This window comes from Streptomyces sp. NPDC016677 (assembly GCF_055562815.1).
On the sequence record NZ_JBVHEO010000020.1, the window covers coordinates 42,428 to 67,530 of the forward strand.

Here is a 25,103-nt window from a genome sequence, read left to right on the forward strand (position 1 = left end):
AGCGTCGGCGGATGTGGCCGCGGCCACATCCGCCCGCCTACTCAGACCGCCTACTCAGACCGCACGCTCGGGCCGCGTGCCGGGGCCGCACGCTCGGGCCGCGCACTCGGGCCGCGCGCTCAGAACGCCGATACGCCCGTCAGCGCCCGCCCGATGACCAGTTTCTGGATCTGGCTGGTGCCCTCGTAGAGGGTCATCACGCGGGCGTCGCGCAGCAGCTTGCCGGCCGGGTACTCGTCGATGTAGCCGTAGCCGCCGAAGACCTGGAGGGCGTTGTTGGCGGCGCGGACGGCGGCCTCCGAGGCGAACAGCTTGGCCTTGGAGGACTCGACGGCGAAGGGCCGCCCGCGGTCGATCAGGTCGGCGACCCGCCAGGTCAGCAGGCGGGCGGCGTCCACGTCGACGGCGATGTCGCTGATCAGTTCCTGGACGAGCTGGTGCCCGGCGATGGGCTTGCCGAACTGCTCGCGCTCACCGGCGTACTTCACGGCCGCGTCCAGCGCGGCCTGGGCTATGCCGACGCAACCGGCCGCGACCGACATCCGGCCCTTGGCCAGGGCCGACATGGCGACCGAGAAGCCCTTGCCCTCGGGGGCCAGCATCGCGGAGGCGGGTACGCGGACGTCCTCCAGGACCAGTTCGGCGGTGGCCTGGCCGCGCAGGCCGAGCTTGCCGTGGAGGGTGCGGCGGGTCAGGCCGGGGGTGTCGGCGGGGACCAGGAAGGCGGAGACGCCCTTGTGGCCGGGGGCGTCCGTGGAGCGGGCGAAGAGCAGCACGACGTCGGCCCAGGTGCCGTTGGTGATGAACATCTTGGTGCCGTTGATCACGTAGTCCCCGCCGTCGCGGACCGCCCGCGTGGTGAGGCTGCCCGCGTCCGACCCCGTACCGGGCTCGGTCAGGCCGAAGCAGCCGACGTACTCGCCGGAGGTCAGGCCGGGCAGCCAGCGGCGCTTGTGCTCCTCGTCGCCCCAGGCGGCGATCGTCTTGGCGACCAGGCCGAGGGAGACCGACACGATGCCGCGCACGGAGGAGTCGCCGCGGCCCAGTTCCTCCGTGACCAGGCAGTACGCGAGGTGGTCGCCGCCCGAGCCGCCGTACTCCTCGTCGATCGTCAGGCCGAGGAAGCCGACCTCGCCGAGCTTCTTGACGACGGCGCGGTCCACGTCCTCCGCGCGGTCCCAGGCGACGACGTGCGGGGCGATCTCGCGGTCGACGAAGTCCCGGGCCAGCTGCCGGACGGCACTCTGTTCCTCGCTGAGCTCCAGGTTCATGCCGCGCCACCTCACAGACGAACGAACATTAATTAGCACTGCTAGTTTCTTGTCGCAGCCCTACTATGTGCGCCATGGCCCGACCGCGCAAGCCCCTGCTCAGCACCGAACGGATCGTCACGGCGGCCCGTGCGCTGGTGGACGAGGAGGGCCTCGCGGCCGTCTCCACCCGCCGGCTCGCCGCCGAACTGGGCGTCAGCGGGCCCTCGCTCTACAACCACTTCCGCACCAAGGACGAGATCCTGGAGGCGGTCGCCGACTCGGTGAGCGGACAGGTCGACCTGTCGATGTTCGAGGACGGCCGGCCCTGGCGGACCGCCCTGCGCGACTGGGCCGTCTCCTACCGGGCCGCCCTGCGCGACCACCCCAACATCGTCCCGGTCCTCGCCCACGGCCCCGGCCACCGCCCGGCCGCGCTGCGCCTCGCGGACGCCGTCTACGGGGCGATGGTCGAGGCGGGCTGGCCCCCGGCGCAGGCCACCTCGATCGGCGCGCTGATGCGGTACTTCGTGATGGGCTCCGCGCTGGGTTCCTTCGCCGCCGGCTTCCCTGCCGAGCCCGGCGCCTACGATCCCGCCGACTATCCCCACCTCCAGCAGGCCCACCGGCTCGCCGAGCAGCAGGAGAAGATCGACGAGCGGGCCTTCGAGACGGGGCTCGCGGCACTGCTGGACGGACTGGCCCTCCAGTACGAGCAGGTCGCGCGGGGCGGCTGAGCGGCTGCGGCTGAGAGACTTCGGCACGGACACTTCGGTGCCCGCCGAAGTGTCCGTGCCGCATGCTGGTGCCATGACCGACAAGGACCCCGGTGCGGCCGGGCTGGCGCGGCTGGCCGGGCTGATCGCCGACGAGACGCGGGCCGCCTGTCTGCTGGCGCTGCTCGACGGGCGGGCGTGGACCGCCGGTGAGCTGGCCCGGCACGCGGGGGTCGCGCCGTCCACGGTCAGCGAGCACCTGGGCAAGCTGGTCGCGGGCGGCCTGCTGACCGAGGAGCGGCAGGGGCGGCACCGGTACGTACGGCTGGCCGACGACCGGGTGGCGCAGCTCGTGGAGGACCTGACCGCGCAGGTGGCGCCCGAGGCCGTGGCGCGGCGTCCGCGTTCGCTGGCCGCGGCGGGCGCCGGGTCGGCGATGGCCCGGGGGCGCACCTGTTACGACCACCTCGCCGGGCGGCTCGGGATCGCCGTGACCGACGCGCTGACCGCTCGGGGGCTGCTGCGGCAGGACACCGGGTTCGCGCTCACGGACGCGGGTCTCGCCTGGTTCGACGCGACCGGCATCGGGCTCGCCCGCACCGGGCGGCGGCCGCTGGCCCGGGCCTGCCTCGACTGGACCGAACGCCGCCCCCATCTCGCCGGTGTCGCGGGCGCCGCGCTGTGCCGGCACGCCCTGGACGCGGGCTGGTGCGTGCGCATCGGCAGCGGGCGGGCGGTGAAGGTGACGGCGTCGGGGGCGCGGGCGCTGTCGGAGCTGCTGGGCGTGACGGCGGACGCCTTGCGCTGAGCACCGACGGCATTCTCCGGCGACCGCCGGTCTCCACCACCCTTCTTCCCTGACTCTGGAGCATGATGATGTCCCCCTCTCGGTCGGCGGCCGGTGCCGCCGCGGTCACCGTCGTCCTGTGGGCCTCCGCCTTCGTCTCCATCCGCAGCGCGGGCGACGCCTACTCGCCGGGCGCGCTGGCGCTCGGCCGCCTGCTGTCGGGGGCCCTGGTGCTGGGGCTGATCTGCCTGGTGCGGAGGGAGGGGCTCCCGCCCCGGCCGGCCTGGCGGGGCATCGCGATATCCGGCGTGCTCTGGTTCGGCTTCTACATGGTCGCCCTCAACTGGGGCGAACAGCAGGTGGACGCCGGTACGGCCGCCCTGGTCGTCAACGTGGGCCCGATCCTCATCGCGCTGCTCGGCGCGCGGCTGCTCGGGGACGCCGTGCCGCCCAGGCTGCTGGCCGGGATGGCGGTGTCGTTCGCCGGGGCGGTGACCGTGGGGCTGTCGATGTCGGGCGAGGGTTCCGCCTCGGTGCTCGGGGTGGTGCTGTGTCTGCTGGCCGCCGTGGCGTACGCGGGCGGGGTCGTCGCCCAGAAGCCGGCCCTGGGCCGGGCGAGCGCGCTCCAGGTGACGACGTGGGGGTGCCTGGTCGGGGCCGCGGTCTGTCTGCCGTTCGCGGGGCAGTTGGCGCGCGACGCGGCCGACGCTCCCCTGTCCGCGACCCTCAACATGGTCTACCTGGGCGTCTTCCCGACCGCGCTGGCGTTCACGACGTGGGCGTACGCGCTGGCCCGCACGACCGCCGGCCGGATGGGTGCGACCACCTACGCGGTCCCCGCGCTGGTCGTCCTGCTGTCCTGGCTGGCGCTGGACGAGGTGCCGGGCCCGCTCACCCTGGTGGGCGGGGCGCTGTGTCTGGGGGGTGTGGCGGTGTCGCGGTCCCGGGCGCGGACCCGGGACCGCGACCGGACCCGGGACCGCGACACCGCCGAAGGGGACGCGGAACGGGTCTAGAAGACCACCAGCGCCCGTCCGCCCTTGCCCGCCAGCATGGTGTCGAAGGCGGCCGGGATGCCGTCCAGGGCGATGCGTTCGGTCACCAGGGCGCCGAGGTCCAGGCGGCCGGCGCGGACGTGTCCGGCGAGGACCGGGAGGTCGCGGGCCGGGTCGCTGTTGCCGTAGACGCAGCCGGTCAGGGTGCGGCCCCAGTGGAAGATCTCCAGGGCGTTGAAGGTGACCTGCTGGTCCTTGCCGCCGATGCCGACGACCGTGGTGCGTCCACCGCGGCGCGTCGATTCCCAGGCGGTGCGGATGGTGACCGCCCGGCCCACGCACTCCACGGCCACGTCGACGCCCTGTTTGCCGGTGAGGGCGCGGATCTCGCGGGCGGTGGTGTCGGAGGCGAGGACGTAGTCGGTGGCGCCAGCGGCGCGGGCCAGTTCCTCCTTCTCCGGGGAGACGTCCACGGCGACGATCTTCGAGGCGCCCGCGATCCGGGCCGCCTGGAGGGTGGCGAGGCCCACTCCCCCGACGCCGAAGACGGCGACCGTCTCGCCCTTCCGGACCTGGGCCGCGTGGTGGACGGCGCCGTAGCCGGTGAGGACGGCGCAGCCGAGCAGGGCGGCGTCGGTGAGCGGGACGCCGTCGGGGGCGGGCAGGACGCAGGACGCGTCGACGACCGTCTCCTCGGCGAACGCGGCGACGTTCAGCCCGGGGTGCAGTCCGGTGCCGTCGTCGGCGCGGCGGGCGTGCGTGTTCGCGGCGCCGGACAGGGCGTTCGCGCACAGCCAGACCTCGCCGAGCGAGCAGGCGTGGCAGGTGCCGCAGGACGGGGCCCAGTTGAGGACGACGGCGTCACCGGGGGCGAGGCGCTCCACACCCTCGCCGACGCCGACGACCGTACCGGCGCCCTCGTGGCCGAGGACGGCGGGCAGCGGCACCCGCATGGTGCCGTTGGACAGGGACAGGTCGGAGTGGCAGACGCCGGCGGCGGCGAGCCGGATCCGGACCTGACCGGGGCCGGGGTCGGGCAGTTCTATCTCGGTGATCTCCAGCGGAGAACCGACGGCGGGTACTACGGCGGCACGGACAGCCATGACGGCGGGACTCCCCTGGGACTCGGAACGAACTCGGAGAACGGACTCGGAGCCGGCCCACAACTGACTCAGGCCGGACTCAGAACGGGCTCAGAACGGGCTCAGAACTGGAGGGACTTGGTCTGGAGGAACTCGGCCAGGCCGTGCCGGCCCAGTTCGCGGCCCACGCCGGACTGCTTGTAACCGCCGAACGGGGCCAGCGGGTTGAACCGGCCGCCGTTGATGTCGACCTGTCCGGTCTCCATCCGGCGGGCGAAGGCGACCGCCTCCGCCTCGTCCCCGGCCCAGACGGCACCGGCCAGCCCGTAGACCGTGCCGTTGGCGATCCGCAGGGCGTCGTCCTCGTCCTCGTACCTCAACAGGCACAGGACCGGGCCGAAGATCTCCTCCTGCGCGATGGTCATGTCCTCGGTGACGTCGGCGAAGACGGTGGGGCGGACGTAGTAGCCGCGCTCGCGCGGGGCGTCGGGGCCGCCCGCGACCAGCCGGGCGCCCTCGGCGACGCCCTTCTCGATGTAGCCGCGCACCCGCCGGCGCTGCCCGTCGTTGACGACCGGTCCGATGCGCTCGCCGTACTTGGCGGCGGCGGCCGAGGCCAGCTCGACGGCCTCGTCGTACTGGTCGCGGTGGACCAGCATCCGGGTCCAGGCGCTGCACGTCTGGCCGGAGTTGGACATGACGTTGGCGACGCCGACGTTGACCGCCTTGGCCAGGTCGGCGGTGGGCAGGATGACGTTGGCGGACTTGCCGCCGAGTTCGAGGGCGACGCGCTTGACGGCGGCGCCGGCCGTCGCGCCGATCCGGCGGCCGACGGCGGTGGAGCCGGTGAAGGAGACCAGGTCGACGCCGGGGTGCTCGGCGAGAGCCTGGCCGGCGACCGGGCCGCGCCCGGTGACCAGGTTGAACACGCCCCCCGGGACCCCGGCTTCGTGCACCGCTTCCGCGAAGAGCTGGGCGACCAGCGGAGTGTCCTCGGCGGGCTTGAGCACGACGGTGCAGCCCGCCGCGAGCGCCGGGGCCACCTTGGCGACGATCTGGTGCAGCGGGTAGTTCCAGGGGGTGATGGCGCCCACGACGCCCACCGGCTCCTGGTAGACCGTGGAGTTGCCGACCTTCTCCTCGAAGGCGTACGTCGTCGCCAGCTCGGCGTAGGAGCCGGCCACCGCGATCGGGGCGCCCGCGTGCACGGCCTGGGAGAACTTCAGCGGGGACCCCAGCTCCGCGGTGACCGTCTCGGCGATCTCGTCCTTGCGGGCCACCAGGACGTCCCTGAGCGCGGCCAGCCGGGCGCCGCGCTCGGCCGGCGGGGTGGCGGCCCAGCCCGGGAGGGCGGCGCGGGCGGCCCGCACGGCGGTGTCGACGTCCTGCGCGTCCCCGGCCGGGACCCGGCCGATCACCTGCTCGTCGGCCGGGTTCACGACGGCGATCGTGTCCCGGCTCGCGGCGGGACGCCAGGCGCCGTCGATGTACATGCCGTCTTGTGCCTTCATCGCGTTCGCGTTCCTTCCGGCCGGGCGGTCTCCGTCGTCCGCACCCCAAACTAGCGCCGTTAGTTTTCTGGCACCAGGGGCCGCCCGAATGGCGCGGCTCACCTTGCCCGGGAACGGGGAACCGACGGCTCAGAAGTCGGCGCTGCCCCGCAGATCGACGCGGCCCACGGACTCCTGGCCGAAGGTCTTCTCGTACACCCGGCGGATCTCCTCGATCCTGCGGTCGCTCGGGCCCGCCTCGGCGACCGGGTAGAGCAGGATCAGCTCGTACGACCGCTCCTTGGCGATGGTGCCGGTCGCGTCCCGCCACTGCCCGTGTCCGCTCTGCACGGTCAGCCCGTCGGGGAAGTCCGGGGTGACCTCGTCGTCGACGAAGTCCATGAACTGCCGCTCGGTGACGGCCGGTCCGCCGTCGGGCCGCTCGGTGCCGAAGAAGAGCTGGGTCTCCACGTACGGGGTTCCGCGCCCCGGTGCCGGGGAGGCCGCGGCGGAGGCGTCCTCGCCGTCCAGGGCGGCGTAGGCCGCGGGCGCGGCGACGGCCAGCAGGAGCCCGGCCGTGGCAAGGGCCGTCCGGCCCCGCAGGGGAGACCTGTCACGAGTACGCGTACGAGTACGAGGTCGGGGGCGGGTTCGGGGTCGGGGGAAGTCCGTGAGGCGCATGGACCCTTTTCCTACCGGGTCTCACTCCTCCTGGCCCGGCAGCCGCGCCGGGGTGGACGCACTCGCCTCGCCGGCCGGGTCGGCGGGGCGTGGCGGGGGCGCGGCCGCGGCCGGGCGGGGGGCGCGCAGGGCCACGCCCGAGGAGAGCAGGAGCAGCGCGCCGAGCATGACGAAGGGGGCGGCCACGCCCGCGATCCCGGCGATCAGGCCGGCCGCGGCGGGGGCGGCGACCTGGCCGAGACGGTTGCCGGTCAGGCGCAGGGCGAGGGCGGTGGAGCGGGCCTCGGCGGGGGCCGCCTGGACGACGGTCGTCATGGACAGCGGCTGGCCGACGCCCAGGCAGAAGCCGAGGACGACGAGGAGCAGCCCCAGCGCCCAGACCGGCAGGGGCAGTGCGACGCCCGCGCAGAGCAGGGCGGCGAGCAGGCAGGTGACGGTGAGCAGCGCGGTGCGGCCCAGCAGCCGCAGCAGCGGCGTCAGCACCAGCCGGCAGGCGATGGTGGCCGCCGCGCGCAGGCTGAGCAGGACGCCGATCACCGAGGGGGCGATGCCCCGGTGCTCGCCGACCACCGGCAGATAGGCGGTGAGGATGTCGGTCGCGGACAGCACGGACAGGCTGATCAGCATGCCCGCGGGCACGCCCCGCGCGCGCAGGATGCGGCTCACGGGGACGCGCGCGCCCGGCGTCGCGTCGGATTTCACGGCCGTACGGTGCTCTATGCGCCACAGCGACGTCAGCGCGACGGCGCCGCCCGCGCCCGCCGCCACCAGGGCCACCGCGCTGCTGTGCGCCATGTCGGAGCCGCCGATGACCGCGCCGGCCGCGATCGGGCCGACGAGCTGACCCAGCGAGGCGCCGATGGTGAAGTGGCCGAAGTTGCGGTCCTGTTCGTGCGGCGCCGACTGGCGGGCCACCAGCGACTGCGCCCCGATCACGAAGCACAGGTGCCCCAGGCCCATCACGCCGCTCCACAGCGCCATCGCCCACAGGGACCCGGCGGCGCCGCTGAGCGCGCAGCCGCCGGAGATCAGGACGACCCCGACGGGCAGCAGCGGGGCGCAGCGGCCGTGATCGGTGCGGCGGCCCAGCGGGACGGCGGCGAACAGCGGCAGCAGCGCGTAGACGCCCGCGATCACACCGACCGCCCGCTCGTCGGCGCCCAGCGCCAGCGCCCGGTACGAGACGGCGGGCCGGGCCATCGACACCGCCCCCTGCGCGAAGGAGAAGGCGATGACGAGGCGGAGCAGCCAGCCGCGGTTCCCACCGGGCCTCATGGGCGAATCCTCCACTGTGCGGGGCCGGGCGACCGGTTCGGACGACTCGGTTCGGACGACCGAGGTCGGACGACCGGATCAGACGGCCGGTTCGGACGACCGGTTCGGACAACCGGATCAGACGGCCGGTTCGGACAACCGGATCAGACGATGCCGAACAGGATGCCCGCCGCGAGGACGGCCAGGCAGGTGAGGGCCGCCCACTTCACGACGAACCGGGTGTGGTCGCCGAACTCCACCTTCGCCATGCCGACGAGCACGTACACCGCGGGGACGAGCGGGCTGGACATGTGCAGCGGCTGGCCGACGATCGAGGCGCGGGCGATCTCCAAGGTGGACACGCCGTGGGCCTGGCCCGCCTCGGCGAGGACCGGCAGGACACCGAAGTAGAAGCCGTCGTTGGACATGAAGTAGGTGAGCGGCAGGCTCAGGAGGCCGGTGACCAGGGCCATGTGCGGGCCCATGCCCTCGGGGATCGCGCTCACCAGCCAGTCGGCCATGTGGTCGACCATGCCGGTGCCGGTGAGGACGCCGGTGAAGACGGCGGCGGCGAAGACCATGCCGGAGACGTTGAGGACGTTGTCGGCGTGGGCGGCGATACGGGCCTTCTGGTCGGGCATGTGGGGGAAGTTGACGGTGAGCGCGAGCGCGGCGCCGATCAGGAACAGCACCGGGATCGGCAGCAGCTCCATGATCATGGCGGTGAGCAGGGCGACGGTGAGCAGCGCGTTGAACCAGTAGAGCTTGGGGCGCAGGGTGGGGCGGTGCGGGTCCAGGCCCTGGAAACCGTCGTCGTCGGTCCGGTCGGCGGCCCCGCCGGTACCGCTGGGGACCTTCGTCGCGCCGCCGCCTGCCGCACCGGCGCCGACCAGTACCGTCTCCTTCTCCTCCGCCTTCTCCTCCACCAGCACCTCGTCCAGGGTGAGCGTGCCGACCCGCTTGCGCTCGCGCAGGCCGAGGACGTAGGAGAGGACCAGGACGAACAGCAGGCCGACGGCGAGGGCCGGGATCATCGGGACGAAGATGTCGGTGGCGTCCACCTTGAGCGCGGTGGCGGCGCGGGCGGTGGGGCCGCCCCAGGGCAGCGTGTTCATCACGCCGTTGGCCATCGCGGCGACGCCGGTCATGATCACCAGGCTCATCTTCAGCCGCTTGTACAGCGGGTACATGGCCGAGACGGTGATCATGAAGGTGGTCGAGCCGTCGCCGTCCAGGGAGACGATCGCGGCGAGCAGCGCGGTGCCGACGACGATCCGCATCGGGTCCGCCTTGCAGAACCTCAGGATCGCCCGGACGATGGGGTCGAAGAGCCCGACGTCGATCATCACGCCGAAGTAGACGATCGCGAACATGAGCATCGCCGCCGTGGGGGCGAGGCTGGAGACGCCGTCGATGACGTAGTCACCGAGGTGGGCGCCCTTGCCGACGATGACGCAGAACAGTGCGGGGATCAGCACGAGCGCCGCGATCGGCGACATCTTCTTCATCATGATCAGGACCAGGAAGGTCGCGATCATGGCGAAGCCGAGGATGGTCAGCATGAGTGAGTACCTAACGTTCGCCCTTGAACATCCCACCTGGGACCGGCGGTGCGATGACGTTAGGTGCCGTCGGACGGTGTTAACAAGATGTTGACACGCGAGCAATAAGCGCAAAACTCCAGGTCACGGCGTGGGGGTGAGGGTGACGGGGACGCCGTTGAGCACGGCGTTGCCGGACAGCGGGTCGAGCAGGCTGCCGTCGAGGAGCTGGTTGACGTTGACGCCGGGGCCGGTGGCGGCGTGGCGCAGGCGGGTGCCGGGGCGGTCGTGGCCCCAGCCGTGCGGCAGGCTCACCACGCCCGGCCGCACGCTGTCGGTGACCTCGGCGGGGACCGTCACCTCTCCTCCGGCGCCCTTCACCCGCACCGCCGCGCCGTCCCGTACGCCGAGCCGTGCGGCGTCCTCGGGGTGGAGATGCAGGGTGCAGCGGTTGGAACCGCCGGTCAGCGCGGGGATGTTGTGCATCCAGCTGTTGTTGGACCGCAGGTGGCGGCGGCCGACCAGGACGAGTCCGGCGGGACGGTCGGCCAGGGCCCGGCGCAGCCGGGGCAGGTCGGCGGCGATCGGGCCGGGCAGCAGCTCGACCTTGCCGCTGCGGGTCCTCAGCGGCTGCGGCAGGCGCGGGCGCAGCGGTCCCAGGTCGATGCCGTGCGGGTGGGCGAGCAGCTGGTCCAGGGTCAGCCCGTCGGGCCGGGCGCCGAAGCCGTCGCCGTAGGGGCCCAGGCGCAGCATGAGGTCGAGGCGGCGCTCGGGGCCGTCGGCGCCGGTGAGCAGGGCGGTCAGCTCGCCGGGGTCCCGGCCGTGGACCGGCGAGTGCGGTTCGCGGACCGCGCGCCGGAGGGTCTGGCCGATCACCATGTCGTCCACGGCGGCCGGATCGGTGCCGCCGGTACCGGTGACGGCCAGTACCAGCCGGGCCATGATCTCGGTCTCGGCCATGCGGCCGGGCTCCAGGGGGACGGCGGGGCGGGTGTAGCGGACCTGGTTGCGGACGGCGAGGGTGTTGAGGGCGAAGTCGTGGTGGGGGCTCTGCGCGGGCGGGGGCGGGGGCAGGACGACGTGGGCGTGGCGTGAGGTCTCGTTGAGGTAGGGGTCGACGCTGACCATGAAGTCGAGGGAGGCCAGCGCCTTGTCGAGGCGGTCGCCGTCGGGGGCGGAGAGGACGGGGTTGGCGGCTACGGCGACGAGCGCGCGGAGCGGTTCGTCCTGCGCGGTGGGGGTGCCGGCGGTCGCGGTGGCGGCGGTGGCGCTCCCGGCGACGGCGGTGGCTGCCCCGGCGACGGCCGTGTCGATCTCCTCGGCGAGAGCGGCGAGCGGCAGTTCCCCCTTGGCCTCCGGATGTCCGCTCACCCGGGAGTGCCAGCGGCCGAGCGCGAAGCCGCGGCCCGGTCCGGCGGGGCGCGGGGTCTTGTCGGTGGCGGCCTGCGGGAAGAGCGCGCCGCCGGGCCGGTCGAGGTTGCCGGTGAGGACGTTGAGGACGTCGACGAGCCAGCTGGCGAGCGTGCCGTGGGCGACGGTGCAGCTGCCGATGCGGGCGTAGACGGCGGCGGTGGGGGCGGCGGCGAGTTCGCGGGCGAGGGCACGGGTCGTCGCGGCGTCCACGTCGCAGGCCGGGGCGACCGACTCGGGGGTGAAGTCCCGTAGCGCCGCGCGGACTTCGTCGACGCCCTCGACGTGGGGGGCGAGGGCACCGAGGTCGGTCAGCCCTTCCTCGAACAGCACGTGGGCCACGGCGGCCAGCAGCAGCGCGTCGGTGCCGGGCCGGATCGCGACGTGCCGGTCGGCGAGCTTCGCGGTGCGGGTGCGGCGCGGGTCGATGACGGTGAGGGTGCCGCCGCGGGCCCGCAGCGCCTTGAGGCGGCCCGGGAAGTCGGGGGCGGTGCACAGACTGCCGTTGGACTCCACGGGGTTGGCGCCGATGAGGAGGAGGTGGTCGGTGCGGTCGAGGTCGGGCACGGGGATGGCGTTCGCGTCGCCGAAGAGCAGGCCGCTGGAGACGTGCTTGGGCATCTGGTCGAGCGTGGAGGCGGTGAAGACGGCACGGGTGCCGAGGGCGCCGATCAGGACGGGCGGGTAGAGGGCGCCGGCCACGGTGTGCACGTTGGGGTTGCCGAGGACGACGCCGACGACTCCCGCTCCGTACCGCTCGACCAGGGGCCGGATGCCGGCGGCGACCGCCGCGAACGCCTCCTCCCAGCTCGCCTCGCGCAGCTCGCCGCCGCGCCGCACCAAGGGCACCCGGAGGCGGTCCGGGTCGGCGTCGAGAGCGCCGAAGGAGGCGCCCTTGGGGCAGATGAACCCGCGGCTGAAGACGTCGTCGCGGTCACCGCGGGCGGCGGTGACGCGGGAGCCGTCGAGCGTGAGGGTCAGGCCGCAGGTGGCCTCGCACAGGGGGCAGATACGCAGGGCGGTGCGGGTCACGGGTCCTCCCGGGAGGCGACGGCGGTGGCGCGCGGACGGGGCATGAGCATGAGCGCTGGCAGGGCATGGGACCGGGACCGAGCATACCGACCGGTAGGCATGTCGGGGAGGGGTGGTGGGGAAACCCGGACGACGTCCCGTCCCGGCGCGTCCGCGCCCCGGGACGGGCCGCTCGCGCGGCGGTGCCCCCGCCGGGATCAGTCGAGCACGCGCGCCAGATACGCCCGCAGCAGTTCCCGCGCCTCGTCGATGATCTTCTGGTCGCCGTCCGGCGCGACCCGGAAGGCGAGCTGGACCAGGGTGTCGGCGGTCTCCACGGCGATGAGGAAGACCCGGCGCAGATCGTCGTCGGGGCGGCGGTCGAGAGTGCCGGCGAGCAGGTCGGTGAGGCGGTCGGCGACGCGGTGGTTGGGCGCGGCCCGGCGGCCGCCGACCGGTATCTGGTTGCCGAAGTCGACCAGGCAGAAGCCGGGTGCGGTCCGCTTCATCGCCAGGTACTCGTCGAGGACCGTGTCCAGCGCCGTGCGCCAGCCGCCGTCACCGGCCCGCTCCAGGCGCTCGGCCACGCGCCGCGCGAAGCGGTCCAGGTTGCGCTGGGCCAGCGCGTCCACCATCTGCCGCTTGTTGCCGAAGAAGCGGTACACCGAGCCGATGGGGACGCCGGCCCGCTGGGCGACGGCACGGGTGCTCAGCTCCTCGTAGCCGGCCTCGTCGAGGAGGTCGGCGCAGGCGTCGAGGATGCGGGTCAGCCGTTCGGCACTGCGCCGCTGGACGGGGGCACGGCGGAGCGAGGTCGCATGGGGCACGCCGTTCATGATGCCCGCTCGCCCCGGTCCGGTGAACCGGGGTCTGCGGTGCGGCGCCCGCCGCTCCGGGCAGCCGGGGCGGGCCCGGGCAGGGACGAGGCGGGCGGGGAGCCGGTGACCGGGGCCGCGCGGCCGGCCGACGCGTACCCGTCGACGCGGCACCGGCGAGTACCGCCGCCCCCGTACCGCCGAGTACACCGTCGGTCCAGTACCGCCGGACAAAGCCGACCCATGACCGACGAGAACACCGCCGCCCCGACAGAGGTACGCCACTCCCCGCCACCGCGGGCGCCGAACGCGCGTCCGACCCGGCCGGGCCCCCTGGAGGACGGGCTCCCGGACCATCCTGAGGACCTCTTGCGCACGGCGACCCCCAATCCTACGGTTCTACAGAGGAATCGGCTCGCGACGGGATCTGCGAGGGAGCGATCATGAGCGCGGACGCACGGAAGACCGCCGCCGGTCTGGCCCACCTGTCCGGCTTCGGCAACGAGCACAGCTCCGAGGCCGTGCCGGGCGCCCTGCCGGAAGGCCGGAACTCGCCGCAGCGGGCCCCGCTCGGCCTGTACGCGGAGCAGTTGAGCGGCACGGCGTTCACCGAGCCGAGGGCGCACAACCGGCGCTCGTGGCTCTACCGCATCCGCCCCTCGGCCGCGCACCCGGCGTTCACCCGGGCGGACAACGGCGCGCTGCGCACCGCGCCGTTCACCGAGTCCGTCCCCGATCCCAACCGGCTGCGCTGGGACCCGCTCCCCGCGCCGCCCGCCGGCACGGACTTCCTGGCGGGCCTGTGGACCCTCGGCGGCAACGGCGACGCGACACAGCGCACCGGCATGGCCGTGCACCTCTACCACGCCACCGCCGACATGGACCGCGTGTTCAGCGACGCCGACGGCGAACTGCTGATCGTCCCGGAGCGCGGCGGCCTGCTGCTGCGCACGGAGTTCGGGGTGCTGGCCGCCGAGCCGGGGCACATCGCGCTGGTCCCGCGCGGGGTGCGGTTCCGCGTGGAGCTGCTGGACGCCACCGCCCGCGGCTACGTCTGCGAGAACTACGGCGCCCCCTTCCGCCTCCCCGACCTCGGCCCGATCGGCGCCAACGGACTGGCCAACCCGAGGGACTTCCACGCCCCGGTGGCGGCGTACGAGGACGACGAGGACACCGCGGGCCCGGTGGAGGTGGTCAACAAGTACTGCGGCAACCTTTGGACGGCGGTCTACGACCACTCCCCGCTCGACGTCGTCGCCTGGCACGGCAACCTGGTCCCGTACGTCTACGACCTGCGCCGCTTCAACGCCCTCGGGTCGATCACCTACGACCACCCCGACCCGTCCGTCTTCACCGTGCTCACCTCCCCGTCCGACACCCCCGGCCTCGCGGGCGTCGACTTCGTGGCCTTCGTGCCGCGCTGGCTGGTGGGCGAGGACACCTTCCGGCCGCCGTACTTCCACCGCAACGTGATGAGCGAGTACATGGGGCTGATCGAGGGCGCCTACGACGCCAAGGCCGCCGGCGAGGGGGGCTTCGTGCCGGGCGGCGGCTCCCTGCACACCATGATGTCGGCGCACGGACCGGACCGGGAGACGTTCGACCGGGCGAGCACCGCCGAGCTGCGCCCGCAGAAGCTCGACGACGGGCTGGCGTTCATGTTCGAGACCCGGTGGCCGGTGACGCTGACGCCCGCCGCGGCCGGGGCGCCGCATCTGCAACAGGGGTACGACGACGTGTGGCGGGGTCTGGAGCGACACTTCCGTCCATGACGTCCATGTCCACGCCGTCCGGGTCCGGGCCGTCCCCGTCCGCGCCGTCCACGTCCTTCGCCCCGGACTCGCTCGTCCTCAACCGCAAGCTGCCGCTGTGGTACCAGGTGTCGCAGTCGCTGCGCGCCTCCATACTCGGCCGCACCCCGCACGACCCGCTGCGCCTGCCCACCGAGGAGCAGCTCGCCGGGCACTACGGCGTCAGCGTGCTCACCATGCGGCAGGCGCTGAAGGAACTGGAGGAGGAGGGGCTGATCACCCGGCACCGCCGGCGCGGCACCTTCATCGAGCCGCACGTGGTACGGACCGCCCCGGTGCGGCTGCTCGGCTCGGTGGACGCGATCGTGGCCCAGCAGTCGGGGATGCGCGGGGAGTTGCTGGCGCACGGGAGCGGTCCGGTGCCCGCCGGGTTCGCCGACTGTTTCCCGGACCTGGCCGAGGTGGCGACGTACCACCGGCTGCGCCGCGAGGCGGAGACCGGCGAGCCGACCAACCACGCCCGCAACTGGGTCCGTCCGGAACTCGCCGCCCGTATCGACCCGGACGACCTCGCCCGGCTGCCGATGACGAAGGTGCTGCGGGACGTGGTGGGCGTGGCGATCGGCCGGATCACGGACACGGTGGAGGCGCGGCTCGCGGACCCCGAGACGGCCCGGCTCCTCGGCGTCCCGCTGCTCAGCCCGATCCTGCACTACACGGGCGTCACCCGGGACCCGGCGGGACGGGTGCTGGACGTGGCGGTCATCCACTACCGGGGCGACCGTTTCTCCTTCAGCGTCACCCTGGACGCCACCTGAGCCGGGCGGCGGCCGTCGTACGATGCCCAGCGTGACGCACGACGACGCTCCGCCGCTGGCGGACCTCATGCCGTGGTCCGTCGCACCGCCCCGGCTCGGCCGGGGGTGGCCGACGGCGCCCGACGCGGCCTCCCTGAAGGCCCGTTGGGACGCGCTGATGAAGGCCGACGGGCCGGACCGCGCGGCCCTGTTCGAACCGACGCGGGCCCGTTCGCCGCGTACCGCGGTCGGGCAGCTGCCGGGCGTCGCGGCGGGCACGGAGCGGCTGGAGCGGGCCTCGGGACCGTGCCCGGAGCCGGTACGGGTGCTGCGCGCGCCGTTCGACGAGCAGTGGCTGATCCCCGACCACCGGCTGATCGACGCGGCCCGCCCCGAGCTGTGGCGGGTGGCGGACGCGCACCAGGTCTTCGTCGTCGAGTCGCCCGGCACTCCCCACGCTCCGGGCGCGCTGCTGGCCACCTCGCTGCTTCCGGTGTTCGGTCCCGGCCGGGTCCGCCCGCTCTACCGCCGCCCCGGCGGCACGGAACCGAACCTGGCCCCGGGCCTGCTGGACCACCTGGCCGCCCGGCTGGGCAGCCGGCCCGGCCCGCTGGACGTGCTGGCCTGGGCGTTGACGGCGGTGCGCGCGGAGGGGACGGTTCCGCTCACCTCGGACCCCGGCCTCTGGGAGCACGGCGTCCGGCTGGGCCGCCGCGCGCTGTGGCTGCTGCGGCGCGACGGCGAGCGCCCCAAGCTGCCCGGCGGCCGCCGCCCCTACGTCCGGGCCCCGCTGCCGCCGCGCCCGCTGGCCCTGCGCTACGACCGGGACGAGGAGGCCCTGTACCTCGACGAGGGCCGGATCTCCCCGGTGCCGCCGGAGGCCTGGGACTTCGAGGCGGGCGGGGTACGGGTGCTGGAGCAGTGGTTCGCGGCGCGTACCGCCGAGGGCGAGCCGGGCACGCTGTCCGCGATCCGCCCGGCCGGCTGGCCGCAGACCTGGACCTCGGAGCTGCTGGAGCTGATCACCGTACTGGCCCTGCTGGCCGGAGTCCGCGCCGAGCGGGCCGGGTTCACCGTGACCGACCCGGTCACCGCGGGCGACCTGCGCGCGGCGGGCGTCCTCCCGGTCCCCCGCCCGGCCCGCGCGCCGGCCTCCGTGCTGGACGGCCGCGAAGAGGGACCCGAAGGGCAGCTCGCCCTGCTGTGACCCGCTATCCGAACCCGTTCAGCACCCGCCGCAGCGCTTCCTCGAACACCGCCTCCAGGTCGATCGGCCCGGCGTCCTCGGTGAAGGCCGCCGCCAGCCGCGGATAGGCGCCGCCGGCGATCTGGGAGCCGAGGTAGGCGATCCGTACCCGCTGCTCCTCCTCGGGGGACCAGGGCAGGGAGCGGGTGCGCTCGGCGGTGGCCAGTTCGTTGCTGACGTAGGTCGTCACCACGCCGTTCACCAGCGCGATCAGCTGCATCTTGGTGCCGTAGGACTCCTCCAGCGGGTCCAGGCAGGCCAGGCAGTGCTCCAGGTAGCGCAGGGCGTTGGGGCTGAAGCCGTAGACCGGGGACATCAGGCGCGGCAGCCAGGGGTGGGCGTGCATCAGCGCCCGGGTGTCGCGCGCGACGCGGAACATGTCCGCCCGCCAGTCCCCCGTCGGCTCCCACGGCACGTGTTCACCGCTGACGGCGTTCACCATCAGCTCGTGGAGGTCCTCCTTGCGGGGGACGTAGTTGTACAGCGACATGGTGCCGCAGCCCAGTTCGGCCGCGACGTGCCGCATGGAGACCGCGTCCAGTCCCCCGGCGTCCGCGAGCCGTACCGCGGCGGCCGCGATGTCGGCGCGGGTGTGGCCCGGCCGCGGTCCGCGGCCGGTGCGCTCGGGGCGCGCCCAGATCACTTCGGGTACGGCCGCTCGGCCCGCCATCGGTCATCACCTCGGCCACCATCTTAGTTACGTACACCGTACGTAGTGCGCTATGGTCAGCCCATGACTACTACGTACGGTGTACTTAGTGAGGGTCTGGAGAAGCGCTTCGGCGAGGTGCGCGCGCTGCGGGGGCTGGATCTCGCGGTGGCCGAGGGCACGGTGTGCGGGCTGCTCGGGACGAACGGCGCCGGGAAGACGACGGCGGTGCGGCTGCTGACGACGCTGCTGCGCCCGGACGCGGGGTCGGCGCGGATCGCCGGCCTGGACCTGGTGCGCGAGGCGGCGGCGGTACGGCGCCGGATCGGCGTCGCCGGTCAGGACGCGTCGGTCGACGGGGACCTGACCGGCCGGGAGAACCTGCGCCTGTTCGCCCGGCTGCACCGGGTGCGGGACGCGGCGGGCCGGGCGGACGCGCTGCTGGAGCGGTTCGGGCTGACCGAAGCCGCCGACCGGCCGGCGTCCACCTGGTCGGGCGGCATGCGCCGCCGCCTGGACCTGGCGGCGAGCCTGGTCCAGCGGCCCGACGTGCTGTTCCTGGACGAGCCGACCACCGGCCTCGACCCGGCCGGCCGCAACCGCGTCTGGGAGGCGGTGCGCGCCCTGCGCGAGGAGGGCACGACCGTGCTGCTCACCACGCAGTACCTGGAGGAGGCGGACCGGCTCGCCGACGACATCGTCCTGGTGGACCGGGGCCGGGCGGCGCACACCGGGTCCCCCGCCGAGCTGAAGGCGCTGGTCGGGGCGCGCGCGGAGGCGGTCGTCACGGGCCCGGACGCGATGGCCGGGGCGGCGGCCGTCCTCGACCACCTCACGGGCGGCGCGCCCGTCCTGGACCACGAACGGCTGGCCGTCGGCGCGGTCAGCACCGACCCGACCCTGACCCTGCCCCGCCTGGTGCGGGCACTGGACGCTGCGGGCGTTCCGCTGGCCGACGTGAGCCTGCGTCCGCCCACCCTGGACGACGTCTTCCTCCGTCTGACCGGCGGCACCGAGAAGGAGATCGCGGCATGAGCACCCTGGCCTACGACGGCACCGCCCTGCTGGGCCGGCAGCTGCGCCGGATGCGGAACAACCCCGGGCTGCTGATCCTCACCCAGACGATGCCCGTCTCCGTGCTGCTGTTCTTCGGGTACGTCTTCGGCAGCGCGCTGGCGATGCCGGGCGCCGCGTACCGGTCGTTCCTGGTGCCGGGGCTGCTGGTGGCCACGGCGGCGGGCGGGGTCATGACCGGCATGTTCCAGGCGGCCCAGGACACCCACCGGGGCGTGACCGACCGGCTGCGCACCCTGCCGGTGAGCCGGGCCGCGGTGCCGCTGGCCCAGGCGGTCGCGGACGTGGCGGTGACGGCCGCCGGGACGGTCCCGTTCCTGCTGGTGGGGCTCGCGGTGGGCTGGCGGATGGAGGGGAGCGCGCTCGGCGCGGCGGGCGCCCTCGCGCTGTTGCTGCTGTTCCGGTTCGCGTGCGTGTGGGCCGGGATCTTCCTGGGCCTGCTCACCCGGAACGAGGAGGCGGCCGGCCAGCTCGGCGGCGCGACCTTCCTGCTGCCGCTGCTGTCCAGCGCCTACATCCCGGCCGAGGGGCTGCCGGACGGTCTGCGGACGGTCGCCGAGTGGAACCCGATCAGCGCGGTGACGACGGCTCTGCGGGACCTGTTCGGCAACGCCCCCGTGCCCGAGGGCGCCGCCTGGCCGGTGGCGCACCCGGTCGCGGGGTCACTGGCGTGGTGCGCGGTGCTGCTGGCGGTCTTCGTGCCGCTCGCCGTACGCCGGTACGCGCACGGCGAGCGCTGAGGTCCTCGCCTCAGGCGGGACCGGGGGCCGGTCGGGGCCGCAGGAGGAGAACTTCTCGTGCCGGGGGACGGAGTCGGCCTCGGGTGGGGACGGGAGGGCCCGCGCTCGGGAACACACCTCAGCGACGCCGCGTGCCGTGGGGATGGCGGACGACGGGTGCGCGACGCCGGGTGGTGTGACCGTTCGAGCGCGGGCTTCAGCTGCCGCCGAACAGCGAACGACGCAGTCGGCGCAGTGGCGCGAAGAGCGAGACCCGGCGGACCCGGGCACGCCTGGCGCTGTGCTCACGCGCGGGCTCCCGCGCGATCAGCTCCCGCATCAGCGAGGTCGCCTCGACCGTCTCGCGCTGGGGCACGGCGGGACCGCCGAGCACCGCGAGATGGCGGTCCAGACGCGAACTGGTCGCGCTGCTCCCGCAGGTGATCGCAGGGACCCTGGCCCTGCTGCGCACTGTTATCTGTTCCATGTCACTCCCCACCCGTAACGAGTCCACCCGGCCCGGGCAGGCTAACCCTATCTCCCCCGCGAGGCTCTCGTGTATCGCGGTCGCAGGAGTCGCCTACCCCACAAGGGCGTTGCCGAATACTCCTCGAATCCGCCCGTTTCCAGGGAGAGTTGGACAATCGGGCGGCCGGTGCGCCGGGGGGGAGCCGCCGCCGGGTTCCACGGTCACGGCCCGTGCTGACGCGGATCGGCCGAGGTCGCGGGCGCGGCGGGCGTGTCGCCGTCGCAGAGTCCCAGGGAGCGTGGTTGCGTGCCGGGGCGCACGAGCCCCGGCCGATGCACGCGGTCGCCCGGCGGAGCGTCCCGTCCGCTCGGTGTCACGACCGCGCGCCCCTCGCCGGCCGGACGGAGACGGGACGGGGAGGTACTGGGGCGAAGAGCCGGAGACGGCACTTGACCGGGCTGCTTCTGGGCAGACATCACACGAGACGCGCGAGACTCCTACGAGACTCCCAGGGGGCGCCGGTGTCCGAGGAACCCGGCGGCGAGCGTGTGATCGCCGGCCGCTACCGTCTCCTGTCCCCGCTCGGCGAGGGCGGCATGGGGACCGTGTGGCGCGCCCGCGACGAGGTGCTGCGCCGCGAGGTCGCCGTCAAGGAGGTGCGCGCCCCGGCCGGTCTGCCGGCCGGCGACGTGGAGCGGATGTACACCCGGCTGGAGCGGGAGGCGTGGGCCGCCGCGCGCGTCAACAGCCCCGACGTCGTCACCGTCCACGACGTGGCCACCGACGACGGCCGGCCCTGGATCGTGATGGAACTGGTCCGCGGCCTGTCCCTGGCCGATCTGCTGGAGGCCGAGGGGCCGCTGACCCCGAGGCGGGCCGCGGGCATCGGCGCCGAGGTGCTGGCCGCGCTGCGGGCCGCGCACGAGGCGGGGGTGCTGCACCGGGACGTGAAACCGGGCAACGTGCTGCTGGCGAACGACGGGCGGGTGGTGCTCACCGACTTCGGGATCGCCGTGGTCGAGGGCACCCCCGCGCTGACGATGACCGGAGAGGTCGTCGGCTCCCCCGAGTTCCTCGCCCCGGAGCGGGCGCTGGGCCGCACGCCCGGTCCGGAGTCCGATCTGTGGTCGCTGGGCGTGCTGCTGTACGCGGCGGTCGAGGGCTTCTCCCCGTTCCGGCAGGACACTCCGCTGAGCACCCTGCGCGCCATCGTGGACGAGGAGGTGCCGCCGCCGCGCCGGGCCGGGCCGCTGGCCCCCGTGATCGAGGGGCTGCTGCGCAAGGACCCGGCCGAACGGCTGCCCGCCGACCGGGCCGAGCGGGACCTGCGGACGGTCGCCGCGGGCGGCGTCCCGGGCACGGAGACGGTACCGGTCGCCCCCTCGTACACGCCGACGGTCGCGGCCCCCTCGGCGTTCGGGCCGCCGCCGCCCGCCGCACCGGCACCGGGTCCCGAGGGCACGGCCACGAGCGACACCCCGCCCCGCCGCCGCGCGGCCGCCGCCCTGGCCGCCGGGCTCGCCGTGCTCGTACTGGCGCTGGCGGGGCTGACGTACGCGCTGCTGGACCGGGACGATGACGACGGCGGCGGGACGGCAGGGACGTCCCGGGGGCCGGGCGGGGGGACTCGGGGGAGTTCGCCGGAAGCCTCGGAGACCGGCGGCGCCGGACCGGCCCCGACCACCGGGACCGGCGACGAGGGGAACGGCGGCGAGGGGAACGGCGACGGCGGCGGTCCGGAGACCTCGTCCGCGCCGCCGCAGTCGGTCGAGGTCGGGGTGACGGGCTCGCGCACCGAGTACGCGGGGACCTGCCCGCCGCCCGAGGCTCAGGCGCCGGCGTTCACGGCGACGTTCCGGGTGGCGCGGCTGCCGGCGGAGGTCGTCTACCGCTGGGTGACGCCGGACGGCGCGCTGCCCGGGCAGGGCTGGAAGACGCTGTCCTTCCCGGCGGGCGGCGACCGGGAGCGGCAGGACTCGGTGACCGTGACGGCCTACGACGGGAGCGGCACGGTCGAGAGCGAGATCGGCGTGGAGGTGCGGGAGCCGGTGGACGCCGCCTCGGACCCGGTGCCGTTCTCGGTGACGTGCGAGGGGGAGACCCCGACGCACGGGACCTCCCCCTCGCCTTCCGCCTCTCCGTACGGCCCCTGACGGGGCGGCGGGTCAGGCGGCGCTGTTCAGGGCCGGCAGATAACCGCCCGACTGGCCCGCGGCCGTCGGGTGGTAGGACTCGCCGATGTTGAGCCAGTTGACGCTGTGCAGCCAGGAGCTGCCGGAGCAGATCTCGTGGCCGGTGAAGGTGGTGCGGACGTCGGCGAAGGTGTAGCCGTACGCGGCGGCGCGCTGGGAGATGACGGTGTTCAGGTGGTCCGAGGCGTCGTTGATCGCCTTCCGCTTGGTCTCGGACAGCCCGAGGCAGGTGGTGCCGAGCCGGTAGAAGCGGGGGTAACCGAGCACCACGACACGGGCGTTGGGGGCCTTGCCGCGGATCGCGGAGTAGACGCTGTTCAGGTTGCCGGGCAGCGTGGAGTCGACATAGGCCCGCGCGGTGGCGATCCGCGAGAGGCAGCTGCTGTCGGACTGGAGCACACAGGTCGTCATGACGTCGGCGAAACCGGCGTCGTTGCCGCCGACGCTGATGGACACCAGGCCGGTCGCGGAGCTGAGGGGACCGAGCTGCCCGGCCAGGACATCACCCGTACGGGCGCCGGCGCAGGCGGTGAAGTCGAAGGACGAGGGTGAGTTGGCGGCGGCCCAGAGCTGGGGGTGGGCCAGGGTGCTGCGCTTGCAGTCGCCGCTCTCGGCGGTGTAGCTGCCGGCCCCCACGCCGGAGGAGTAGGAGTCGCCGACGGCCACGTAGCCGGTGGCGGCGGCCGATTCGGAGGCCTGCGCGGTGGCCGCCCCGGTGAGGGTGGCGCAGACGGCGAGGAGTACGGAACTCAGGTATCCGACAAGTCGGGAACGTCTCATGGAACCTCCCTTTAGCAGGTTCTCAACAGGTTCTCTGCCACAACCGTGGTAACAGCTACGCGTGTTGACAGGAAGTGCTCATGCCAAAAATGACCCGAACGAGGCGCCGGCAGAAGGCCGTCTTGACGGTTTACGCCGGTCTGCGCGACATTGAGGCCGCCGTACGACAGGCAAACCAACAAAAACGTGAGGGCTCGTTCCAGGCCTTGCCATACGGGTTCAATCGTCAATACCGTCATACATCTCACCCGCATCGGTACCGTCAGCAAGCGGCCAGGGGAGGGCTCAAGACCGCGACGGTCCGGGCGGGGCGCGGTAGGGGGGTGCCGTGCTCGGTGACCGATCCACCAGCCGAGCCGGTCGTGCCGCGCGGTCGGCTGCCGTTTTCCGGGGCCGGCCAGTTTCGCCAGCTCACTGGCGTGCACGGAGCGTTGTGGACGCCGTGCCGTGGGTGGGACCAACCCCCCTTTCGAACCGGACACACAGCCGGACCGCCCCCCGGGGCGGGCGGTCCGCCGGACGAGAGGGACCAGACTCATGAGCTCAGTTCTGCAGCCGCCGGCCACCGGCAACGACCCGACGGGCGCCACGAAGTACCGGCCGGTCTCCTCGCATCTGGCCATCGCGCCGCCGGTGAGCGTGGTCATACCGGCGATGAACGAGGCGGAGAACCTGCCGTACGTCTTCAAGACACTGCCCGACTGGATACACGAGGTCGTCCTGGTGGACGGCAACTCCACCGACGACACCGTCGCCGTCGCCCGTGAACTGTGGCCGGACGTCAAGGTGGTGGAGCAGCGCGGCAAGGGCAAGGGGGACGCGCTGATCACCGGTTTCCAGGCGTGCACCGGCGACATCATCGTGATGGTCGACGCCGACGGCTCGGCCGACGGGCAGGAGATCGTCAGTTACGTCTCCGCCCTCGTCTCCGGCGCCGACTTCGCCAAGGGCTCCCGCTTCGCCAACGGCGGCGGCACCGACGACATGACCTTCATCCGCAAGATGGGCAACGCCGCGCTGTGCGCGGTCGTCAACCGCAAGTTCGGCGCGCGCTACACCGACCTGTGCTACGGCTACAACGCGTTCTGGCGGCACTGCCTGGACAAGATCGAGCTGGACTGCACCGGCTTCGAGGTCGAGACCCTGATGAACATCCGGGTCGTCAAGGCCGGCCTGAAGGTCCAGGAGATACCCAGCCACGAGTACCTGCGCATCCACGGCGTCAGCAACCTGCGGGCGGTGCGGGACGGGCTGCGGGTGCTGAGAGTCATCCTCCAGGAGCGCTCCAACCGGCGCGAGCTGCGCGGCAGCCGCGACCGGTCGCCGGTGCTGGGCGGGGTCCCCGCTCGTGGAGTCCGGGGGAAGGTGTGAGCACTCCGGACATCTCCGTGGTGATCTGCGCCTACACCGAGGACCGCTGGGAGGACATCCTCGCGGCGGTCGCCTCGGTGCGGGCGCAGTCCCGGCCGGCCCTGGAGACGCTGCTGGTCGTCGACCACAACGAGGCGCTGCGGGACCGGCTGGGCCAGGAGTACAAGGAAGCCGGGGACGTGCGGGTGCTCGCCAACGCGGGCCCCCGCGGGCTGTCCGCGGGCCGCAACACCGGCATCGCCGCCGCGCGCGGCGAGGTGATCGCCTTCCTCGACGACGACGCCGTGGCCGAGCGCGACTGGCTGCTGCACTTCGCCGGGGCGTACGACGACCCCAGCGTCATGGCGGTCGGCGGGCGCACGGTGCCGGTCTGGGCGTCGGGGCGCCGGCCCGTCTGGTTCCCCGAGGAGTTCGACTGGGTGGTGGGCTGTACCTACCGGGGCCTGCCGCCCGGCCGGGTCCGGGTGCGCAACGTCCTCGGCGGCAACGCCTCCTTCCGGCGCGAGGCGTTCGACGCGGCGGGCGGTTTCGCCACCGGCATCGGACGGGACGGCGACAGACGCCCGCTGGGCTGCGAGGAGACGGAGCTGTGCATCCGGCTCACCCGGGCCCGGCCGGACGCCGTGCTGCTGATCGACGACCGGGCGGTCATCCATCACCGGGTGCCCGCGCCCCGCGAGCACTTCGCCTACTTCCGCACCCGTGCCTACGCCGAGGGCCTGTCCAAGGCGCTGGTGGCGCGCAGCGTCGGCGCGGACAAGGGGCTGGAGTCGGAGCGGCGGTACGCCTCCCGCGTGCTGCCCGCCGGGGTGGTGCGCGGGCTGCGGGACGCGGCGCTGGCCCGGCCGGGCGGCGCGGGCCGGGCGGGCGCCATCGTCGCCGGGGTGCTCACGGCGGCGGGCGGCTACGTGGTGGGCAGCGTGCGGGCGCGGCGGGGCGCGGTGACGTTCTCGTCGGCACCGATCGGAGGTGACGGCCGTGGCTGACGCGCCGGTGCCGACCGGGGGTGACGGCCGCGCCGAC

22 protein-coding genes are annotated in these 25,103 nt (G+C 73.9%); 11 read left to right on the forward strand and 11 right to left on the reverse strand.

Features of this window, described 5'->3' with window-relative positions:
* Positions 1 to 119 precede the first annotated feature (119 nt).
* Positions 120 to 1,271: an acyl-CoA dehydrogenase family protein gene (locus tag ACZ3IG_RS33060; RefSeq protein WP_467436729.1), complete on the reverse strand. Its 1,152-nt coding sequence runs from the start codon at positions 1,269 to 1,271 to the stop codon at positions 120 to 122.
* Positions 1,272 to 1,345: 74 nt separating this feature from the next.
* Here ACZ3IG_RS33060 and ACZ3IG_RS33065 point away from each other — a divergent pair, with 74 nt between their 5' ends.
* The 3 genes from ACZ3IG_RS33065 to ACZ3IG_RS33075 all read left to right on the forward strand — a co-directional run bounded on the left by ACZ3IG_RS33065 (position 1,346) and on the right by ACZ3IG_RS33075 (position 3,769).
* A complete protein-coding gene (locus ACZ3IG_RS33065) occupies positions 1,346 to 1,987 on the forward strand; it encodes a TetR/AcrR family transcriptional regulator (protein ID WP_467436730.1) in 642 nt (213 codons plus the stop codon).
* Between the two features lie 73 nt (positions 1,988 to 2,060).
* Positions 2,061 to 2,774, forward strand: coding sequence for an ArsR/SmtB family transcription factor (locus ACZ3IG_RS33070; RefSeq protein WP_467436732.1), 714 nt, complete (start codon positions 2,061 to 2,063; stop codon positions 2,772 to 2,774).
* 62 nt (positions 2,775 to 2,836) lie between these two features.
* Complete coding sequence (locus tag ACZ3IG_RS33075; RefSeq protein ID WP_467436733.1) at positions 2,837 to 3,769, forward strand: DMT family transporter; 933 nt, start codon at positions 2,837 to 2,839, stop codon at positions 3,767 to 3,769.
* On the opposite strand, the gene ACZ3IG_RS33080 is transcribed toward ACZ3IG_RS33075, so the two are convergent.
* The 7 genes from ACZ3IG_RS33080 to ACZ3IG_RS33110 form a co-directional block, all read right to left on the reverse strand.
* On the reverse strand, positions 3,766 to 4,851 hold the full coding sequence (locus ACZ3IG_RS33080) for a zinc-binding dehydrogenase (protein ID WP_467436734.1): 1,086 nt from the start codon (positions 4,849 to 4,851) through the stop codon (positions 3,766 to 3,768). The genes ACZ3IG_RS33075 and ACZ3IG_RS33080 overlap by 4 nt on opposite strands.
* Positions 4,852 to 4,952: 101 nt before the next feature.
* Positions 4,953 to 6,341, reverse strand: a complete 1,389-nt coding sequence (locus ACZ3IG_RS33085; protein WP_467436736.1) for an aldehyde dehydrogenase family protein — start codon at positions 6,339 to 6,341, stop codon at positions 4,953 to 4,955.
* A gap of 129 nt (positions 6,342 to 6,470) precedes the next feature.
* The gene (locus ACZ3IG_RS33090) at positions 6,471 to 7,001 is read right to left on the reverse strand and encodes a DUF3574 domain-containing protein (RefSeq protein ID WP_467436737.1); all 531 of its coding nucleotides are present in this window, start codon (positions 6,999 to 7,001) and stop codon (positions 6,471 to 6,473) included.
* 21 nt (positions 7,002 to 7,022) lie between these two features.
* Complete coding sequence (locus ACZ3IG_RS33095; protein ID WP_467436738.1) at positions 7,023 to 8,276, reverse strand: MFS transporter; 1,254 nt, start codon at positions 8,274 to 8,276, stop codon at positions 7,023 to 7,025.
* Positions 8,277 to 8,419: 143 nt separating this feature from the next.
* The gene (locus ACZ3IG_RS33100; protein WP_467436740.1) at positions 8,420 to 9,817 is read right to left on the reverse strand and encodes a CitMHS family transporter; all 1,398 of its coding nucleotides are present in this window, start codon (positions 9,815 to 9,817) and stop codon (positions 8,420 to 8,422) included.
* A gap of 123 nt (positions 9,818 to 9,940) precedes the next feature.
* Positions 9,941 to 12,238, reverse strand: coding sequence for a molybdopterin oxidoreductase family protein (locus ACZ3IG_RS33105; protein ID WP_467436741.1), 2,298 nt, complete (start codon positions 12,236 to 12,238; stop codon positions 9,941 to 9,943).
* Positions 12,239 to 12,435: 197 nt separating this feature from the next.
* Entirely contained in the window at positions 12,436 to 13,053 is a 618-nt protein-coding gene (locus tag ACZ3IG_RS33110; protein WP_467436743.1) for a TetR/AcrR family transcriptional regulator, read from the reverse strand.
* 422 nt (positions 13,054 to 13,475) lie between these two features.
* On the opposite strand from ACZ3IG_RS33110, the gene hmgA reads away from it, so the two are divergent.
* From hmgA to ACZ3IG_RS33125, 3 genes are read left to right on the forward strand one after another with little or no spacing between them, the layout of a single operon-like run.
* Positions 13,476 to 14,804, forward strand: a complete 1,329-nt coding sequence (hmgA, locus tag ACZ3IG_RS33115) for a homogentisate 1,2-dioxygenase (protein WP_467436744.1) — start codon at positions 13,476 to 13,478, stop codon at positions 14,802 to 14,804.
* A gap of 5 nt (positions 14,805 to 14,809) precedes the next feature.
* Positions 14,810 to 15,601, forward strand: coding sequence for a GntR family transcriptional regulator (locus ACZ3IG_RS33120; protein ID WP_467436823.1), 792 nt, complete (start codon positions 14,810 to 14,812; stop codon positions 15,599 to 15,601).
* Positions 15,602 to 15,623: 22 nt separating this feature from the next.
* Positions 15,624 to 16,787: a type ISP restriction/modification enzyme gene (locus tag ACZ3IG_RS33125; protein ID WP_467436745.1), complete on the forward strand. Its 1,164-nt coding sequence runs from the start codon at positions 15,624 to 15,626 to the stop codon at positions 16,785 to 16,787.
* Positions 16,788 to 16,791: 4 nt separating this feature from the next.
* On the opposite strand, the gene ACZ3IG_RS33130 is transcribed toward ACZ3IG_RS33125, so the two are convergent.
* On the reverse strand, positions 16,792 to 17,496 hold the full coding sequence (locus ACZ3IG_RS33130; protein WP_467436747.1) for a TetR/AcrR family transcriptional regulator: 705 nt from the start codon (positions 17,494 to 17,496) through the stop codon (positions 16,792 to 16,794).
* A 63-nt stretch (positions 17,497 to 17,559) separates the two neighbouring features.
* Between ACZ3IG_RS33130 and ACZ3IG_RS33135 the strand changes: the two genes are divergently transcribed.
* Both ACZ3IG_RS33135 and ACZ3IG_RS33140 read left to right on the forward strand, forming a co-directional pair.
* Complete coding sequence (locus ACZ3IG_RS33135; RefSeq protein WP_467436748.1) at positions 17,560 to 18,510, forward strand: ATP-binding cassette domain-containing protein; 951 nt, start codon at positions 17,560 to 17,562, stop codon at positions 18,508 to 18,510.
* Complete coding sequence (locus ACZ3IG_RS33140; RefSeq protein WP_467436749.1) at positions 18,507 to 19,289, forward strand: ABC transporter permease; 783 nt, start codon at positions 18,507 to 18,509, stop codon at positions 19,287 to 19,289. Before ACZ3IG_RS33135 ends, ACZ3IG_RS33140 begins: the two co-directional genes overlap by 4 nt.
* Before the next feature lie 196 nt (positions 19,290 to 19,485).
* Here ACZ3IG_RS33140 and ACZ3IG_RS33145 read toward each other — a convergent pair whose 3' ends face one another.
* Positions 19,486 to 19,755, reverse strand: a complete 270-nt coding sequence (locus tag ACZ3IG_RS33145) for a hypothetical protein (protein ID WP_403544445.1) — start codon at positions 19,753 to 19,755, stop codon at positions 19,486 to 19,488.
* A 503-nt stretch (positions 19,756 to 20,258) separates the two neighbouring features.
* On the opposite strand from ACZ3IG_RS33145, the gene ACZ3IG_RS33150 reads away from it, so the two are divergent.
* Positions 20,259 to 21,890, forward strand: coding sequence for a serine/threonine-protein kinase (locus ACZ3IG_RS33150; protein ID WP_467436750.1), 1,632 nt, complete (start codon positions 20,259 to 20,261; stop codon positions 21,888 to 21,890).
* 12 nt (positions 21,891 to 21,902) lie between these two features.
* On the opposite strand, the gene ACZ3IG_RS33155 is transcribed toward ACZ3IG_RS33150, so the two are convergent.
* On the reverse strand, positions 21,903 to 22,709 hold the full coding sequence (locus ACZ3IG_RS33155; RefSeq protein WP_467436751.1) for an SGNH/GDSL hydrolase family protein: 807 nt from the start codon (positions 22,707 to 22,709) through the stop codon (positions 21,903 to 21,905).
* Between the two features lie 537 nt (positions 22,710 to 23,246).
* On the opposite strand from ACZ3IG_RS33155, the gene ACZ3IG_RS33160 reads away from it, so the two are divergent.
* Positions 23,247 to 24,080 carry a glycosyltransferase family 2 protein gene (locus tag ACZ3IG_RS33160; RefSeq protein WP_467436752.1) on the forward strand — a complete coding sequence of 278 codons (834 nt, stop codon included), beginning with the start codon at positions 23,247 to 23,249 and terminating at the stop codon, positions 24,078 to 24,080.
* Complete coding sequence (locus tag ACZ3IG_RS33165) at positions 24,077 to 25,066, forward strand: glycosyltransferase family 2 protein (protein ID WP_467436754.1); 990 nt, start codon at positions 24,077 to 24,079, stop codon at positions 25,064 to 25,066. The genes ACZ3IG_RS33160 and ACZ3IG_RS33165 overlap by 4 nt, the downstream gene beginning before the upstream one ends.
* Positions 25,067 to 25,103 lie beyond the last annotated feature (37 nt).

Bases quoted from the DNA above. Each gene is read 5' to 3' on its own strand.
- ACZ3IG_RS33060 (WP_467436729.1), bottom strand. From the start codon at position 1,271: ATGAACCTGGAGCTCAGCGAGGAACAGAGTGCCGTCCGGCAGCTGGCC.
- ACZ3IG_RS33065 (WP_467436730.1), top strand. From the start codon at position 1,346: ATGGCCCGACCGCGCAAGCCCCTGCTCAGCACCGAACGGATCGTCACG.
- ACZ3IG_RS33070 (WP_467436732.1), top strand. From the start codon at position 2,061: ATGACCGACAAGGACCCCGGTGCGGCCGGGCTGGCGCGGCTGGCCGGG.
- ACZ3IG_RS33075 (WP_467436733.1), top strand. From the start codon at position 2,837: ATGATGATGTCCCCCTCTCGGTCGGCGGCCGGTGCCGCCGCGGTCACC.
- ACZ3IG_RS33080 (WP_467436734.1), bottom strand. From the start codon at position 4,851: ATGGCTGTCCGTGCCGCCGTAGTACCCGCCGTCGGTTCTCCGCTGGAG.
- ACZ3IG_RS33085 (WP_467436736.1), bottom strand. From the start codon at position 6,341: ATGAAGGCACAAGACGGCATGTACATCGACGGCGCCTGGCGTCCCGCC.
- ACZ3IG_RS33090 (WP_467436737.1), bottom strand. From the start codon at position 7,001: ATGCGCCTCACGGACTTCCCCCGACCCCGAACCCGCCCCCGACCTCGT.
- ACZ3IG_RS33095 (WP_467436738.1), bottom strand. From the start codon at position 8,276: ATGAGGCCCGGTGGGAACCGCGGCTGGCTGCTCCGCCTCGTCATCGCC.
- ACZ3IG_RS33100 (WP_467436740.1), bottom strand. From the start codon at position 9,817: ATGCTGACCATCCTCGGCTTCGCCATGATCGCGACCTTCCTGGTCCTG.
- ACZ3IG_RS33110 (WP_467436743.1), bottom strand. From the start codon at position 13,053: ATGAACGGCGTGCCCCATGCGACCTCGCTCCGCCGTGCCCCCGTCCAG.
- hmgA (WP_467436744.1), top strand. From the start codon at position 13,476: ATGAGCGCGGACGCACGGAAGACCGCCGCCGGTCTGGCCCACCTGTCC.
- ACZ3IG_RS33120 (WP_467436823.1), top strand. From the start codon at position 14,810: ATGTCCACGCCGTCCGGGTCCGGGCCGTCCCCGTCCGCGCCGTCCACG.
- ACZ3IG_RS33125 (WP_467436745.1), top strand. From the start codon at position 15,624: ATGCCCAGCGTGACGCACGACGACGCTCCGCCGCTGGCGGACCTCATG.
- ACZ3IG_RS33130 (WP_467436747.1), bottom strand. From the start codon at position 17,496: ATGGCGGGCCGAGCGGCCGTACCCGAAGTGATCTGGGCGCGCCCCGAG.
- ACZ3IG_RS33135 (WP_467436748.1), top strand. From the start codon at position 17,560: ATGACTACTACGTACGGTGTACTTAGTGAGGGTCTGGAGAAGCGCTTC.
- ACZ3IG_RS33140 (WP_467436749.1), top strand. From the start codon at position 18,507: ATGAGCACCCTGGCCTACGACGGCACCGCCCTGCTGGGCCGGCAGCTG.
- ACZ3IG_RS33145 (WP_403544445.1), bottom strand. From the start codon at position 19,755: ATGGAACAGATAACAGTGCGCAGCAGGGCCAGGGTCCCTGCGATCACC.
- ACZ3IG_RS33155 (WP_467436751.1), bottom strand. From the start codon at position 22,709: ATGAGACGTTCCCGACTTGTCGGATACCTGAGTTCCGTACTCCTCGCC.
- ACZ3IG_RS33160 (WP_467436752.1), top strand. From the start codon at position 23,247: ATGAGCTCAGTTCTGCAGCCGCCGGCCACCGGCAACGACCCGACGGGC.